Below are 16,178 nucleotides of genomic sequence, written 5' to 3'. Positions count from 1 at the left end.
CTCACATGAATGTGCGGGTCACCGTGCGAGCAGGAGGAAGTGAATGACAAGCGGAGTGGATTTGCAGCGTGCCGCCATGACCGAGATCTGCGGTGAGCGGGACGAGGATTATTGGTCATTTCACGTTACCAGTGATCCTCTGACCCGATTCCTCCGGGACCGGCGCATGCTGATCGCCATGAAACTACTGGCCAAACACGGTCTGTTGGACCGTGGCAGGCAAAGCGTGCTGGTGGTGTGCGGCGGTGTCGGCGGAGAAGGGGTGTTCCTGCGGAACTTCGGGTTCAAGGACGTGACTGTGAGCGACCTCTGCGAGGAGGCGTTGTCCGTGTGCCGCCGGCTCGCTCCGGACATCGAGGTCGTGTCGTTGAACGCAGAGGACATGGCAGGAATCCCGAATTCGAGCTATGACCTGGTGCTGGTACAGGACGGACTTCATCATCTGCCACGTCCGGTTCTGGGGTTCACCGAGATGCTGCGGGTCGCCCGCAAGGCGGTCGTCGTGATCGAGCCGCACACAGGTCTCGTGGGAAGAATCATCGGAACCAAATGGGAGAAGCAAGGGGATGTCGTAAATTACGTCTTCCGATGGAATCGCTCCGTCCTTGAACAGGCCGCCATGAGCTATCTCGTGGACGAGGGAACAGTTGTGGTGCCACATCGGGTGTGGGATCACAATGTGGTCGTCGGGAAGGCAGTGAACAGAATCCTCCCCCGCCGCTACCGGCTGCTCGGCGCAAGAATCATCTATGGGGCACTGACCCCCTTGAACAGGGCCGGCAATATGATGATCGGGATCGTCGCGAAGGGCAGCCACGCCTCCGTCCGGTGAGCGGTGGAAATTCATCGAAACCCGATTTGAAAATCAGAATTGGCCGAACCGACGTGTCGGGACGAGTTTTCACTCCGGCGATACAGCACTATCGCTGCATGAACGGACTCGTCAAAGTGAAGTCAGCCGCAAAGACCGATGGGGGGAGGGCGGGCCGCCTGCCGGTCTTTGTCCGCATGCCGAAGGCGCCTGACACCGACCGCGGCGGCGGGCCGGCAGCGAACCCGGTCTGCCGGGTGCCAATGGTCGGCCTGCACACCGGCACTCCCGGCCCTGGCGACCACGACCTCGCGGTGCCTGGGGCCCACACGTGCCCGCCGGGGGCCCTGCGATGAGCGCCGACTCCCGGACGAGCTGGACCGGCACCCCACCTCGGCCCACCCGACCGGTCACGGCGCGCCAGCGGGCGCTCTGTGCCCTCATCTGGACGGGCCGTCGTGCCGTGCGCGGCACACCGCTGAGCGGCAGTTGGCTCACCACCAGACTTTCGGCAGCGATGCACAGTCTGGCGTTTCCGGCGCATGTGCCAGGCGCCGAAGTACCGTACCGGGGACTGCGGTTCACGATGGCCGAAGGCGAGCGTGCCATCTCCGTCGAGCTGGTCTCCGGCAGCGTCGAGGCCTTGGAGCTGGACCTCTTCGAAACCCTGACGGCCCGCTCCATGCAAGTCCTTGATGTCGGGGCGAGCATCGGTTTGTACGCCTGCCTGGGTGCCGTCCGGCTCCCCCGGGGCGGGCGACTCACCGCCTTTGAGCCGGTACCCGCCAACCTGCGTGCGCTGCACCGCAATCTGGAGCTCAACGGCTGCGCCGACCGGGTCTGCGTCGAGGCGGCGGCGGTCGGTGCCCGTCCGGGTGAGCTCACCCTGCGGCTGTCGGCGGTCAACAGTGGCGGCCACACCGCCGGCACCGCCGGATACGCCCCCAGCGGCGAGACGGTGACCGTGCCGCTGGTCAGCATCGACAGTTACATCGAGGCGCACGGGCTGCCCGCGCCGGATGTGATCAAGATGGACGTCGAGGGTTACGAGCCGTACGTCCTCGACGGGGCCGCCGCCACCCTGGCAGGTGCGGGAACCACGGTCTTTTCGGAGTATGTGCCGGAGTTGATCCGCGGCTGCGGCGCGCGCCCCGGCGATGTACTCGATGCGCTCTTCGCCGACGGTCGCCGTGTCTACGCGATCGACGAGCCGTGCGGCCAGCTACGCCGTGTGGACGCCAGAACACTGGTCGGCCTGCCGAACGGCCACGCGCATGCGCGCAACCTGCTCTCCGTGGCTCGGCCCGAACACGAGGCACTGTTGCCGGATTCGATCCGGCTTGCCTGGGAATGCGGCGGGTGAACCGGAGGTCCTCTGGGTGAAGTGACCGAGACCGCTCCGGAGGAGCTGGTCTCCTTCGTCGGCAGCCAGAGGACCGAGCATGACGTGCCGCAGCGCGAGGCCTGACGGGTCGCGCCCGCCGAGCGCATCCGCTGCGGCAAGTCCACCGGATTCGGCCGCTTTCCCTCCCGCCGCTTCGCCATCAACGCCGCCTGGCTGCACCCGCGACCTGACCAACGGCTTTGTCCCGGGAGGCTAGACCGGCCGGATCGAGGAGAACAGCTGGACCATCCGCGTGTACAGCGGTTTCAACCGGTGCTGCATGCGCTCGGTCGTGAGCTTCTCGACGAGGTCACCCGTGGCATTGAGCAGTGTGCGCTGGGGCGTGTGTCGAGTGATCGACATGATCGCGCCGACTCGTTCACGGAACTCGTCAGCCGACACGGTCCAGTACCAGGACCCCGGCTCCACCACGTCCCGGTACAGCCGCTGGAAGCCCAGGTCCTTCTCATGGATCAGATGCCAGAGGGTCAGACCGAGGATCGTCTCCCGATCCGTCAGGAACCGCCGCCAAGGCGCTGTCGGCACAGACCGCACCAGGTCGCTGGTCTCCACCCAAGGTACGCCACGCAGCGCGTAGTTCATGAAGTGCTCGTCTGTCCACAGATGGGGCAGTCCCCGCGCGTGACGGTCCAGCGAGTGGCACCAGGCCCGCTCGACCCGCTCCAACAGCGCCGGCGCCCACCGTTCGGGCACGAGATAGAAGTGACCGCCGAAGACCGGGTGTTCGGCGCTCCCCTCGCCCAGTTCCGGGTGAACCTGCGCGCACAGCTCCCGGTACGGGCCGAGCATGTCCGATGAGCTCTTCTGCAGGTCCTCGATGCGTTCCCCCTGGACCCCGACGGAGTCGCCCACGACCTCGAGCAGTCTCTCAAGCGGCCTTGCACAGATCTGGTCCGGGTCGCTGAACAGTTGTGTGCCGCCCCGGTCACGCAGTGACGCCATCGCATCGAAGAGGAAGAGAGAACTCGCCCAGCCCTGCCCGAATCCCTCCGGCGGACGGTGCGCGAACGGTGTGATGAGCGTTTCGACGCCGATGTCCGTCAAATGGCCTGCGAAGGACTCGGGCGGCAGCTCATTTGTCACCAGCACGAGCGCGGCGTCCGGGTTGAAACGCCGGAAAGAGGCGAAAGCGACGATCATGCAGCGGTAGTAGGTGTACGCCACGGGCTCGCCCACCCGGCCCCTGACTTGTGCACTCTGCGCTTGCGGAGTCCGTGCGAAGGCAATGGCGACGGTGACAGGCGGGGTACTCACCGCGCCTCCGGGGCGGCAGCCTGCGCGTCGAGGGTTTTCCGGAAGTTCACTGAGCCTCACCGAGGAAATCAGACGGACAGAAAGGGGCGCGAATAACCCCCCAGAAGTCGGTTTCGAGCTTAACCCCTGCCCCCTCCATTCCGCCGCGCTGCGCGACCGATGCACCAAAAATAATCCACTCGGTTCAGGAAAGGCGTCGCAAAATATACCGCCTGCCCGCCGGAGGCGCCATCGGCAGCCCGGCGGAATTGATCCCCCTCATCACATTGGTCGAATTTGCGCCGACCCGCTGCTGGTCCGGTTGCGCAAGGCTTGCTCCGACCAGGGCACCAAGCGGCATCATGACAAAAATGTAAACAACCGGGTTGTCTGTGATCATACCGAGGGCAATCGCCGCCAGGGCGAGGGCGGCCGCGATGTGTACCCTCTCCGACGAACGATCGGGGGCGGCCTTGGCTCGTCTCACCACTCGCATAAAAATAGTCACGTATCCAATGCCCCACAAGGCGAGTCCTACGATGCCGAAATCGTGCAGGAAGCGGAGATAGTCATTGTGCGGGTGCCCGACTTCGGCGGCGAACAACTGATTGATGAGGCGACCGGATGAGCCGGGACCATGCCCGAGCCAGATGTGCTCCTTCGCACTGTTGAGCGTTGCTGCCCACATCTTGTTTCGTCCCGAGGTGTCCAATGCGAAGCCTGCGACCTTCGAGTTGTCCCCACCACCATTGAAGCGGTCTCGCACCGGCGGAAAGAAGTTGATCAAACCTGCCACAAAAATAGCGATGCCGCCGGCCAGGACGATTGACTTGAAAAGGCGCACCCCTTTTCTCGCTCGCACGGAGAGCGCGATCAACAACAGTGCGGCAATCACCGTGCAGGTACGTGAAAGACTCACGGCCACCAGCAGGAAGAGCGTCAGGGGGAGCCACGGGCCGTGACGTCGTTCCTCGGCGGTGGGGATGACAGCGGACATCATGACCAAGGCAGCCAGCGCAAAAGCTCGCGGTCCGAAGATTCCCCCTTCTCCGAAGCCGTCGATGCTGATGCCATAACCGAGGGCCGCAATCAGCGCAGCGCGTCGGTATCCGGTGAGCAGTACCTCCGGCCTGACCTCAACGACATGCGAGGCAATCATGGCCATGGTGCAGACGAAGACGATATAGACGCTGACGTTCTGGAAACCCTCGACGCTGAGCGGCGCCGTGATCATGCGCAAAACAACCCAGCCGCAGAATAGCCACATTGCGACCGGTACAGCTCTGGTCTGATTTCCGGCGGCGCCCAGGCCGTGCTGCTGCTTCAGTTCAGTACGGGGCCGCAAACACGTGACAGGAAGCGCCAGCAGACAGACGACCGCAACCACAATGGTCAATACACCCAGGAGCGTGATCCCGTAGATGGAGACTCTCCGCAGGGCGTCGACGGTGGCCAGAGGAATGAGGGCTACGGCGGCAAATACAGGGAGCCCCGAGTTCACTTTCTCACTCTGTGATCGCACATGATCCAGCATAGCGATGAAGCTGTCTGTACAGCCGTAAGACGTGGGCCTTCGATGCAGGCGCCCAAAATTCCCGACGGCCACACAATCCTTCTATGCGCACAATTCAGGCCCGCTCATTTCGAATCCTGCGCCCTCATCCTTGGGATGGGAATCGGTGAGGGTACGGTGCGCCGTACCCTCACCGAGGACGCTGCGCCCCGTCCGCCGAGACGTTGTCGCGCGCCTGGCAGGGGGACCATCAGCGCCGTCACCGGGGCGGCTTCATCCCGTGGAGGCCGCGCCGGCCAGCGCCACCGGATGCGCCTGGTCGGCGAACCACTCGATGGTGCGCATGATGCCCTCGTCGAGTGGAACCTTCGGGGCCCAGCCCAGTGCTTCGTACGCACGGGCGATGACCGGCCTGCGGCGCTGTGGATCGTCCTCAGGCAGTGGGATGAAGACGATGTCGGAGTTGCTGGCCGCCATCTTCCGAATGCTCCGGGCCAGTTCGAGCATGGTGATCTCGTGCGGGTTGCCAAGATTGACCGGCCCCGGGACGACCGAGTCGGCCATGCGCACGACGCCTTCGACCAGATCGTCCACGTAGCACAACGAACGCGTCTGGCTGCCGTCTCCGGTCACCGTCATCGGCTGCCCGTTGAGCGCCTGGTGGATGAGGGTGGGCACCACTCGGCCGTCCCCGGCGCGCATGCGCGGGCCGTAGGTGTTGAAGATCCGGATGATCGAGGCGTTGGTGCCATGGGTGCGCCGGTACGCCATCGTGAGTGCCTCGGCGAAGCGCTTCGCCTCGTCATAGCAGCTGCGCGGACCGATCGGGTTGACGTGCCCCCAATAGGACTCCGGCTGCGGATGGACCTGCGGGTTGCCGTACGTCTCGGAAGTCGAGGCGAGTACGAATCTGGCGCCCGTGCGAGTGGCGAGGTCGAGCATGCGGCGGGTGCCCTCCGCGCCCACCCGCAACGTTTGGAGGGGATGGCGCAGATAGTCGGTCGGAGAGGCCGGCGAGGCGAAGTGCAGCACCACGTCAACCGCGTCGACGACATCGACGCTTTCGCTGACATCGCAGTCGATGACCCGGAATCCGGGGTGGTCGACAAGCCCGGCGATGTTGCTCGGATTTCCCGTCAGAAAGTTGTCCAGGCAGAGCACTTCATCGAATCCATCGAGGAAGCGCTCGCACAGATGCGAACCGATAAAGCCCGCACCCCCCGTCACCACCGCTCTCACCGTCAAGCCCCTTTCTGTTTTCACCACGTGTCCGAAGTAGCAGTCGACGTCCAGCCCTTGTGCTTACACGGGGACGGCGACTCTTCCACCCGATCGGGCGTCGAGGTGACCGGGACGACGCACGCCCGTCCGACCCTTGGCCGGAAAGAAGGACGGCGGATCCAGGTCATCCTCGCGCCGGAAGAGTCCAACATCGACTCAAATGTCTGCTATACACCATTGATCATGCATGACGTACACGGAGGAGCCACCCGGTGACCGGGCCCCGGACCACCCAACTGGGGGAGCACCGAAGCGCGCCTGGTTGCAGACACGCGGCTCCGGTGGCTCGCCCGGCCCTGCGCCTCTCACCGTCGACTGCCGCACCAGGGAGCCCGCCCATGGACCGTCCGTCACCCGCCGTCCCGCGCCACGAGCGCCTTACCGATCCGGCCGGCGCACCACCGCTGCTGACGCTCACCGCACCGCTCCTCGCGCTGATCTCCATCACGGTGGAGTCGAGTTCGCCGGACGGCGTAACCCACCGGCAACCCCGCCTCGGCCGCGGCGGACACACCTTCGCCATGCTCAAATTCCGCACGACGCGCCGCGGTGCGGACCGGCAGCGGACCGAACTCGCTTCTCGCAATATCTCCGGTGGCCCTCTGTTCAAGCTGCGTCGTGATCCACGCGTCACCCCCGCCGGCCGGGTGCTGCGCCGCTTCTCCCTCGATGAACCGCCACGGCAGGTCAACGGGGTGCGGGGTGAGATGTCGCTGGTCGGCCCGCGCCCGCTGCCCGTCGACGACTCCGGGTATCCCGGCCCGGCCCGGCACGAGACGGTGCGACTCGACCTGCACCACGTACGCCACCGGCCACGCGGACTCGACCTGACGGCCCTGACCCGAACACTGCCCGCCGTGCTCACCGCACGCGGCGCCCACTGATGCGGCCTCCGCGCCCATGTCTCGCACTTCCCGCAGTCTGATGTGGAACTACGGCGGTTCCGCGGCCGCCGCCGTCATCCAGCTCGCCTACACCACCCTCACCGCACGCCTGGTCGCCCCTGACGGGTTCGGCGCGTACGCGCTGGCACTCACCGTGAACGCCCTGGTCTCCTACTTCGCGGGAAACGGCATGGCGGTCTGCCTACTGCGCGCCGATGCCCTCACCCGGTCTCTGCTGCGCACCGCGCTGCGCACGGCCGTCGCCTGCGGGCTGGTGTGCTGCGCGGCGGTCCAACTCGTGGCGCCGCACGTCGGCATGTTCTTCACCATTCCGGCAACCGAACCGCTGTTGCGGCTGCTGGTACTCCAGTTCCCCTTCACCGCGGCGTCGGTCACACTGTGCGCTGCTCTGCGCCGAGTCGGCCGGGCCAGGTCGGCCGTACTCGCCGAGAGCCTGGGCCAACTGACGGGCTCGGCGGCAGGCACGGCCCTGCTGCTCGCCGGGTGGAACCCCTACGGACTCGCTGCCGCCGGACCCGTCAACGGCGCCGTCTGCCTGCTGCTCGCCCACCGGATGCTGCGGCGCCGCGGGCCGCTGCCGGACGGTCCTGCGGTACCGGTGCGTCGGGTACTGGGCCTCTCTGGATTCTTCGGGTCCACCTCCTTCGTCAGCTGCGGGGTCGCCCAGCTACCGGTTTGGTGCGCGGCGCTGCTGGGTCCGGCGGCTGCCGGCTACTACTCGCGCGCTCTGACGTTGATGGGGCTGCCGCTGAACGCCTTCAACCAAGGGCTGTCCCAGGCGAGCGCCCCTGCTCTGGCAGACAGTGCCACTTCGTTGCCATCGGGTCGACTGCGCCTGTCGAGGAGCGCGGCCTACGACACCATGTGCGCGGCGTCGGCGCTGGCCCTGATCGTGCTCGGGGTGCTCGGCGGTCTGGGACCGGCCGTGCTCCGGCTGCTGCTCGGGCCCGGCTGGGAGCCCGCGGTCCAACTCCTCCCATGGCTGAGTTGTGGTGCCGCGCTCTGCCTGCTCTGCTACAGCGGGCTCTCTTTGGACCAGGTGCGCCATGCTCCGCGCGCCGTCCTGGCCGCACAGACAGCGACCCTGGTCGCCACCGTGGCCGTGCTGGGGCCTGCGGTGGTGTACCGGAGTCTGACCTGGTGCGCCGTGGCGATGGCTGCCGGTTTTGGGGCTGGACATGCCGTGCAGTTGGTGTTGTGGCGACGAGAACGCGTAGTAGAGGTAGGCCGTTTGGTTCGGGCCCACTTGGTGCACGCCGGTGCGGGCGGCGTTCTCTTTCTGGCGACCTGGTCGGCAGCCGTCCATGTGAGAAACCCTGTTCTGGGGCTGTGTCAGGGTGTGTTGGCAGCGCTGCCATGCCTCGGCGGACTCTGGTTGCTGCGCAGTCGGCTGCCGGTGTACGAGGTCGCCGCGCGACGCGTCGCACACAGCCTCACTGTGCCCCCGGTGCTGACGGCCCTGCAGAGCAGGTTTCAGAATCGCGCAGTCCTGAAATAGCCGACGAGATGGCGGTGCAAGGCGGCGAGCAGTGTCAACAACTGCAGGGCCCGGGTCATGGCCTCCGCGAGAGCGGGCTTGCTTCGCTCAACATCCTCAGCAGTCCACTGCTGAAGCGTGCCGCCATGTTCTCGATGGTGTAAACGGATGCGTCCGCGCCGCATGCGTCGGTCAGTGCGGCGAGACGGCTTCGGTCGCGCAGCAGCGCAACGGTGGCTGCCGTGTAGGCATCGGGATCGTCGGGGGTCACGACGGCGTTGCGTCCGTCGGTCAGATACTCGAATTCGGGCGCGTGCCAGGGCCAGGTCGTGGTGACGATAGGTGTGCGCAGGGCAAAGGAGTCGACGGCACAGAGTCCGACTCGGCCGGGCATGAGCATGATGTCGCTGACGGCACCCAGCAGCGCCGCGCGCTGGCCGACCGCGCGGCCGACCGGGATCACGGCGCGTCCGGGGGATGATGCCGCGCTGTCGACGAGGTTCCGGGCCGGTCCGTCGCCGGCAACCAGCAGCCGGAAGCCCGGCAGTTCCTGTGCGACCCGTCGGGCCGTATCCAGGAGGAAGGGAATCCGTTTGGGTGCGTCCAGTCCGCCCAGGAACAGTGCCGTGCGTCCGGCCATCAGCTCGTGATGGTGCCGCAGGCGCGTGGCCTCGACGTACTCGGTCGTCCCGGGCGTCCGTGCGCGGTCGCGGATTTCCGACAGCGCCGCCGTGTCGACCGAGTTGCGAACGACAGTGATGCGTTCCCGGGGGAAGCCTCGCGACGCTACGTGAGCGGCTCCTTCATCGGTGTAGGAGAAGAACCACGCGCCCTGTCGGGTGAGGGCACCCTTGGCCCACGCCTCAAGCCGGTTCTGCGGCTTGGTGAAGGTCCGGCCGTGGCCCCAGAACGCGATCGGGCGGACACGTCGCCCGAGGCGACCGAAGGACTGCCGCAAGAGGAGCGGGTAAGCCTCCAGGTTGTGCAGAGCCTGCTCCAGGACGACCGCGTCGGCATCGGCCATGTGCGGCGCCAGCCTGTGCCAGCTCAAATGCCGCCCACCCGGCGCGGACCACCTCATGGTGGGAACCTCCGTCGCACAGCCACAGGCGGCGGCATCCCTTCTGGCTTCCTGGTCCCTGGCCGGTGAGCCATGAGCCACTTCGAAGGCGACTCCGGCTGTCGCGAGGGCAGCCTCCACCTGCTCGAAGAAGGCCGTCCGGTAATCAGGGACATAAGGCTGCACGACGAGGACGCGTTTGCCTGGTCGCCTCTTCGTGCTCAGCATGCTGCCTCGCAGCGGTCCACCGCTTGTCTGCACACTTGACCCATCGCAGCGCTCCAGGATCGTCGTCGCCGACCGTCCATGTCCTCGCAGTCGCGCTCGCATCCGCAACGCCGCACGGCATCGAATCATCCGGTGGCGTCCCGCATCATGAATTAAAGAGATAACACAGGAATGGCACGGTTCGAGAATTTCAGACCTGAAAATCAGAGACTCCGACGTCACCACTCGAACCTGAACTTCATCCAACCATTCATGCAGGCCGCGAGGCCGGGAAACCCTTCGGAGTCGGCATAATTCATCCGTTTGCCCGGCCCGTTCAGCGGCCTACTCAGTAGCTATTAACAGGAAAATCGGCCTTGCATCGCAAGGGGGTTACCCGATCAGGTGAACAGCCTTCGCCCAACGTCGTTGCGCCTTTGTGCGCCACATATGTGCGAGTACAACTGCGAAGAGAATGGCCTGCGGTGAAAGATCCGGCAATTTCGGAGCAGTCGTGGGCCGAGGCCGTCTCACCAGGAGTGAGCCGGGGCAACGACCTTACAGTCCGAAGGAGTTCGAGATGGCCTTGCAGGCGCCGCCCACCGCGTCACGGCTGATCAAGCGAGCCGCGCACGGCGCGTTGCGGCGCGCCGGGGCCGATCTGGTGCGGTATCCGGGACGTCAGCGGGTGAGGATCATGCGCCGCTACGGTATCGACCGGGTGATCGATGTCGGTGCGAACACGGGACAGTACGGCGCGGATCTGCGGCACTTCGGCTACAGCGGAGAGATCGTCTCCTTCGAGCCGTTGACCGACGCATATGAGGAACTGTGCCGCCGGGCAGCGCGGGATCCGCTCTGGCACACGGAGAGACTGGCCCTGGGTGATGAGACGGGCACCGCGACCATCAACGTCTCGAGGAACTCGGTGAGCTCGTCGCTGTTGCCGATGATGGAACGGCACCGATCAGCGGACCCCGACTCGGAATATGCCAGGAAGCAAACCGTGGATGTGCGGCGGTTGGACGAGGTACTCACCCGCTATCCCGGCCACCACGAGCGCACGCTGCTCAAGATCGACACGCAGGGCTTCGAGCGTCAGGTCCTGCTGGGCGCCGGTGATCTGCTCGACCTCATCGGAGGACTCCAGATCGAACTCTCCCTGGTGCCCCTGTACTCCGGGCAGATCCTGTTCGACGAAGCACTCCAAATGATCACTGCCCGCGGACTGCGCCTGACCTCGTTCGAGCCCGGATTCACCGACCGTGAGACGGGAGAAATGCTGCAACTCGACGGTTTGTTCTTCCGCGGCACAACGGTCGCCGCGAGCTGACGACGAGGAATCGAGGTGCCGCATACCGCTGCGACCTCCAGCAGCCCGCAGATCCCGCAGGGATTCCCCGAAGCGATTGCTGTCGAAAGGAACGCTGATGCCATTGAACGGTTCGCTCCCCACGCGGATCTGCATGCCTCGCCGCTTGGGTGGATGGCGGGCCGCCGGCCTGGGTAACCAGATCTTCCCCTGGGCCAAGGCCTATCTCGCCAGTCGTGAGCTGGGCTTCACACTCGTACAGCCCCCTTGGGGAGGACTGAACCAGCACCAGGGCTATCGGCGTGAGTTCGGCACATCGCGACTGGACTGGCTCGGGCACGCGGCGCTCCGAGCGGCCCTGCCGGTCATGACGGTCACGGACGAGATGATCAGGGCAACCGGAGAGACCGACTACGGTGCGGCCGTGCGTGTGCTCGACGGCGAGTACAAGTGGTCTCAGCGGCGGGCACTCATCTTGCTGCACGAGGGCATGTCCGGTGGCCATCTCGGCATCGCACGGGCCCGTGACTACCTCCGCAACAGGCTGTTGGGGCGCCTTCCCGAGGAGTCCTGCCAGGAGAACCGGACAGCGGATGTACCCCAGCTCCGCGTCGCCGTCCACATTCGCCTGGGTGACTTTGCCCAGAACTCCGCCGGACCCGTACCCGGCGTCTTCAACCGGCGCCTGCCGCTCTCCTGGTATCGATGGGTGCTCGGTGCACTGCAGGAGCAATTCGGTGACCTGCTCCACGTGGACATCGTGAGCGACGACCCCGCATCGGCGGTCCGGATGCTCCCGGAGTGGAACCTGTGCGCTCCTCGGCAACGGACCCCGCTCCAGGACCTCTCGGTCATGGCGACGGCGGATCTGCTCGTGTGCTCGGTCTCCACCTTCTCCATGCTGGCCGCGTTCCTCTCCGACGCCCCCTATGTGTGGTATCGCCCGCACCTGCACGAGCAGGGTGGCTTCCTGAGCATTTGGGGCTATCAGCCTGAGCAGCAGGCGGGGGCGACCGGAGCGAGCATCCGTGCGGAACAGCAGACCGCCGACACGCCGCCCACGCGAGGCCTGGCGATGGACGTCGGCGGAGAGTTTCCACCGTGGTTGACGGAGTTCCTCACCACGAAGGCAGCCTTCAGCAGGCGGACCGCGGACCTGGTCCACTGCGGGGTCGTCCGCTCCGCCGATCCAGCCCTTGCCGCCGTGGCGCCCGCCACCCACCGGGGGTGACCGCCGGGCGCCCTTGCCAGACGCCGACCACTCAGCCGGAACAGGCGGCTTCGGCCGTCCCGCTCGGCAGGATGATGTCGTGAGCCGGCGACCAGTTGTGCAGTCGTCGGCCACCCCTGTCTTACCGGGGGTGGCCGCGGCCGCTTCTCCATCAGGCCGGAACGAACACCACACGGAACATCTTGGGCCAGAACTTCCCGGTGATCAGGAACTGATCCGTTCCGGGGACGGCCGCGATGCCGTTCAGCGTGGATCCCGGGACGAGCTCGTCACCGCGCAGCAGGCCCGACGCGTCGATGGTCGCCGTCACCGCTCCGGTGGCGGGATCGATGCGCATGATCCGGTCGGTGAAGAGCACGTTGGCGTACACGGCGGTGCCGACGCACTCCAGCTCATTGAGGTCATTGACCAGGCGGCTTCCCTCGGTCACGACGACCCCGCCCGTCTTCGCGAGCGTCCCTGGGGCACGGAACGTCAGGCGCGCCGTGCCGTCGCTCGTCACCAGCCGGTGGGATGCCCGCTGGAGGCAGGTGCCCCAGCCCTCGTCGGGGTACGGGACGCGACGCAGTTCCGCGAGCGTCCTGGCGTCGCGCTCGATGGCGATCCGGTTCCGCCAGGTGAGCTGCCACAGGGTCCGGCCGAGCAGGGTGATCCCCTCTCCGAAGAGGGGCGTCGGCAGCGCGGCGCGGACCGCGGGCCGTTTGCCCGGGGGTCCGGCCCGCAATGAGGACCCTGTGGACAGCCCGGTGCTCTCGTAGAGCGTGCCGCCGGCCATCTCCAGGCCCTCGGTGAACGCCTTCGGGTCGTGCGGCAGGACCTGGAGGACCTTGACCCGCAGGCGCTCGACCCGGCGTGCGGCGAGCGGTCGTTCGTCGGCGGCCGCTCGTGCGGGAGCCGCACACCATCCGAAGGCAAGCGCACCCGAGAGGACCAGCGCCCCCGTCCGCCGCAGGCGCTCACGCATCGCACGTACCCTTCGCCCTCAGCGTGGTCCGCAGTGGTGTCACCAGGGGTTGCTGCAGCAGGACGGGCGTGCCGTTCGCGTGGGGTTCCAGGAGGTGCAGGACCAGCGTGCGGTGGGAGTGGGCGGGGAGTTCCAGGTCCAGGGTGTACACGGAGTGGCCGCGTTCCACGCCGGGGGCGAGCAGCGCGGGGCGGCCGTCCAGGGTGGCGCCGGCGAGCTTGGCACCGACGCCCGCGTAGTACGACACCAGGAGCCGGTTGTCGCCCGGCCGGGTGCGGTAGGGCGGTCGGTCGTCCCGTTGCGTGACGTAATCGGGCAGGCCGGAGGTGGGGGCCCGGTTGGTCAGGGTCACCGTCGCCGTGACCGGGCGGTCGTCGCCCGAGCAGCCGCCCGCCTCCCAGACCATGCTCCGGTCGAGGTAGTAGTCCAGCTTGGAGCCCGCAGCGTTGTTCACCACGAGTCCGGCGAAGGGGCCATGGGTGTCCGGGAGCGTGCCCGAGTAGGGGCGTGTTCCGAGGAGGCGCTGCTCCGCCGCGTGAGCGCTCCACACCTTCAGCCGTCCGTCCCGCTCGGCGTCGTGCAGGGCGACGACCAGTGCGGGCAGCAGGCGGGCGTTGTCGGCGGCGGCCATCAGCGGCGTGGCGGCGGCGCGGGCCGCGTCGACGAAGAACGCCTTGCGTCGGGCGACGTTGTCGTACTTCGCGTAGCTGGTCCGTTCGGTGAGGTCCACCACGTTGTCGGCGGTGAGTTCGGTGCCGTCAGCCGTACGAGCCGGGCCGGTGACCCGCAGCAGACGGCTCAGTGTGGCGGGGTCGACGACGATGGCGCCGTCCACGCGCTCGCCGGTGTGATCGCGCCACGCGGCGGCCCAGATACGTGCCGCGTAGGGGAAGTGCGGGCTCATGTTGGAGTTGTTCCACACCTGGGTGGGGTCGCTGCCCCGGTAGCGCGCCGCGAAGTCGGCTCCCAGGTTGACGTCCGCTTTCGCCTTGGCCATCTCGGTGTTGTTGCCGAACCGCTCGAAGGCCAGATGGCCCCGGTCGGCCCGTAGCACGCCGAAGGCTCCCGGCAGGCCGCCGGTGCCGCGTGCCTCGGCGAAGTTCTGGAACGCGAGGAAGTAGCGCCGTTCCCCCTGCAGGCCGAGCATGGACGGCAGGACGCGGGCCGCCACGGACGCGTCGGCCATCACCGGGGCCAGCCGGTCTGTCTGCAACGCGAGCTGGTTCCGGGCCCGGTCGGCCGCCGGCAGCCAGGTGGACCTGGGCAGCCCGTGCACGTCGGCCTGCACCTCAGCCGCCACCCGGGCGGCCCTGACGATGTCCGGGGTGTGCCTCTGCACCACCCTGAGGGCCTCTGACATCCCGGCGCCGTCGCTGTGCGCGGTGGGCTGCGGCAGGGCGTGTGCCAGGGGAGCCAGGACGTCGCCGGCCAGTCGGTCCGTCGCGTACGCGGCGCCGCGCACGGTCCTCAGCGGGCCGCCGAGGAAAGGCAGTTGGGCGCCGGTGTACCAGGCCGGGCCGATGGTGAGGCGGTGCGCGCGAGCCGCATGGGCGGCTGCTGAACGTACCGCCCGGTCGCGTTTCTGCGCGGACGAGGGAACCGCAGGGGAGGCGGAGGCCGGCGCGGGCGCGGCCGCCACCGACTGCCGCAGGGTGTCGAGGTCCCGTTGGGCCGCGAGCAACTCGGAACGGGCGAGCAGCCCGGTGACGCCGATCCAGACGGCACCGGCGAGCGGGAGCGCCCCGCCGGCCAGCAGGGCGATCCGGAGAATGCGACGGCGGCGCGGTGCCCGGTCGCCGGGGCGGCCGGGCCCGGCCGTGCGGCCAGCGTCCCGGCCGGGGCCGGGACGCTGTGGTTCCGCTGTCCGGAGGTCTTGCCGCGTCATGAATTACGGCGGCGGCGCACGGCCAGCAGCGTGCCACTGCCCACCGCGAGCAGTGCCACCGCGCTGCCGCCCACGGTCATGGCCGTCTCACCGCCCGTCTGCGCGAGACGGGCGTGCTGCGACCGGCTCACCGGGTCGACGGAGTTGTTGCGCCCGTCGTCCGTGAAGTCCACGTTTTTTCCGTGATGTCCGTGGTGTCCGTGGTGTCCCGGCTTGCCGTGGTGGTGCGGCGGCCGGTGGGTGTGAGTCGGGGTCGGAGTCGGGGTCGGAGTCGGCGTTGGCGTTGGCGTCGGGGTCGGGGTCGGGGTCGGCGTCGGGGGCGGAGGAGCGCCGACCCCGCCCCGCACGTAGATGGTGACGCCGACACTGGGGTCGGGGTCGTCCGAGCTGAGCCGGAAGACGTGGAAGCCGGTGACGGTCGTCGCCGGGATGTGCACGGTCCCTGCCACCATTCCGTTGCCGTCGGCCTGGAAGTGACCGAGTTCGACCGGCGTTGATTCCAGCACCGCCGTGACGCCGGTCCCCGCGGGGAAGGCCCTCGAGCTGAAGCTCAGCGGGTCTCCGGCCGTCACGGTGGTGGCACTGACGCCCAGCGTCTCCGACGACCCTGGCGGATACTGCTGTGCGTGAGCGGTCTGAGCTGCCGTCAGCGGTGCGGCGACGAGCAGGACAGCGGATGCTGCCGATGCCAGTGCGACGCGCCATCCAGGCGATGTCCTCATTTTCTTCATTCACTCTCCTCGACTTCGGTACGGGCCGGGCGGTTGCGCGTCGGTCGTACTCAAGATCTGGATGTTCAAGACCTGCGTACATGGAATGAATGGGACATATCAGGGTCCGTTAACGTGGCGTCGCCCAGAAGTCACCGGATGGGGTAGCCCTCGCTTCTCGATG

The 16,178-nt window shown here is 67.3% G+C and carries 13 protein-coding genes; 6 read left to right on the top strand and 7 right to left on the bottom strand.

Annotation, left to right across the window (positions count from 1 at the left end; translation table 11 throughout):
- The first annotated feature begins 76 nt into the window (after nucleotides 1-76).
- Nucleotides 77-832, top strand: a complete 756-nt coding sequence (locus tag ACZ418_RS01750; protein ID WP_468355334.1) for a class I SAM-dependent methyltransferase — start codon at nucleotides 77-79, stop codon at nucleotides 830-832.
- A gap of 331 nt (nucleotides 833-1,163) precedes the next feature.
- Nucleotides 1,164-2,174, top strand: a complete 1,011-nt coding sequence (locus tag ACZ418_RS01745; protein WP_468355331.1) for an FkbM family methyltransferase — start codon at nucleotides 1,164-1,166, stop codon at nucleotides 2,172-2,174.
- A gap of 234 nt (nucleotides 2,175-2,408) precedes the next feature.
- On the opposite strand, the gene ACZ418_RS01740 is transcribed toward ACZ418_RS01745, so the two are convergent.
- The 3 genes from ACZ418_RS01740 to ACZ418_RS01730 form a co-directional block, all read right to left on the bottom strand.
- Nucleotides 2,409-3,392: a hypothetical protein gene (locus ACZ418_RS01740; protein ID WP_468355328.1), complete on the bottom strand. Its 984-nt coding sequence runs from the start codon at nucleotides 3,390-3,392 to the stop codon at nucleotides 2,409-2,411.
- 262 nt (nucleotides 3,393-3,654) lie between these two features.
- Nucleotides 3,655-4,983, bottom strand: a complete 1,329-nt coding sequence (locus ACZ418_RS01735; protein WP_468355325.1) for an O-antigen ligase family protein — start codon at nucleotides 4,981-4,983, stop codon at nucleotides 3,655-3,657.
- 252 nt (nucleotides 4,984-5,235) lie between these two features.
- On the bottom strand, nucleotides 5,236-6,207 hold the full coding sequence (locus tag ACZ418_RS01730) for a UDP-glucuronic acid decarboxylase family protein (RefSeq protein WP_468355322.1): 972 nt from the start codon (nucleotides 6,205-6,207) through the stop codon (nucleotides 5,236-5,238).
- A 374-nt stretch (nucleotides 6,208-6,581) separates the two neighbouring features.
- Between ACZ418_RS01730 and ACZ418_RS01725 the strand changes: the two genes are divergently transcribed.
- Nucleotides 6,582-7,127, top strand: coding sequence for a sugar transferase (locus tag ACZ418_RS01725; RefSeq protein WP_468355319.1), 546 nt, complete (start codon nucleotides 6,582-6,584; stop codon nucleotides 7,125-7,127).
- 16 nt (nucleotides 7,128-7,143) lie between these two features.
- Nucleotides 7,144-8,646, top strand: coding sequence for an oligosaccharide flippase family protein (locus ACZ418_RS01720; RefSeq protein ID WP_468355316.1), 1,503 nt, complete (start codon nucleotides 7,144-7,146; stop codon nucleotides 8,644-8,646).
- Between the two features lie 55 nt (nucleotides 8,647-8,701).
- Here ACZ418_RS01720 and ACZ418_RS01715 read toward each other — a convergent pair whose 3' ends face one another.
- Nucleotides 8,702-9,649, bottom strand: coding sequence for a glycosyltransferase family 4 protein (locus tag ACZ418_RS01715; protein WP_468355313.1), 948 nt, complete (start codon nucleotides 9,647-9,649; stop codon nucleotides 8,702-8,704).
- Between the two features lie 823 nt (nucleotides 9,650-10,472).
- Here ACZ418_RS01715 and ACZ418_RS01710 point away from each other — a divergent pair.
- The gene (locus tag ACZ418_RS01710) at nucleotides 10,473-11,225 is read left to right on the top strand and encodes an FkbM family methyltransferase (RefSeq protein WP_468355310.1); all 753 of its coding nucleotides are present in this window, start codon (nucleotides 10,473-10,475) and stop codon (nucleotides 11,223-11,225) included.
- Nucleotides 11,226-11,358: 133 nt separating this feature from the next.
- A complete protein-coding gene (locus ACZ418_RS01705; RefSeq protein ID WP_468355307.1) occupies nucleotides 11,359-12,435 on the top strand; it encodes an O-fucosyltransferase family protein in 1,077 nt (358 codons plus the stop codon).
- A 151-nt stretch (nucleotides 12,436-12,586) separates the two neighbouring features.
- On the opposite strand, the gene ACZ418_RS01700 is transcribed toward ACZ418_RS01705, so the two are convergent.
- From ACZ418_RS01700 to ACZ418_RS01690, 3 genes are read right to left on the bottom strand one after another with little or no spacing between them, the layout of a single operon-like run.
- Complete coding sequence (locus tag ACZ418_RS01700; RefSeq protein ID WP_468355304.1) at nucleotides 12,587-13,399, bottom strand: glutaminyl-peptide cyclotransferase; 813 nt, start codon at nucleotides 13,397-13,399, stop codon at nucleotides 12,587-12,589.
- Complete coding sequence (locus tag ACZ418_RS01695) at nucleotides 13,392-15,284, bottom strand: DUF4012 domain-containing protein (protein ID WP_468355301.1); 1,893 nt, start codon at nucleotides 15,282-15,284, stop codon at nucleotides 13,392-13,394. Before ACZ418_RS01695 ends, ACZ418_RS01700 begins: the two co-directional genes overlap by 8 nt.
- On the bottom strand, nucleotides 15,281-16,006 hold the full coding sequence (locus ACZ418_RS01690; RefSeq protein ID WP_468355298.1) for an LPXTG cell wall anchor domain-containing protein: 726 nt from the start codon (nucleotides 16,004-16,006) through the stop codon (nucleotides 15,281-15,283). Before ACZ418_RS01690 ends, ACZ418_RS01695 begins: the two co-directional genes overlap by 4 nt.
- Between the last annotated feature and the right edge of the window lie 172 nt (nucleotides 16,007-16,178).

The sequence above is a fragment of the Streptomyces sp. NPDC030820 genome, from assembly GCF_055572075.1.
Note: the sequence above shows the minus strand (reverse complement) of the source record. Positions and strands in the feature narration are given on the sequence as shown.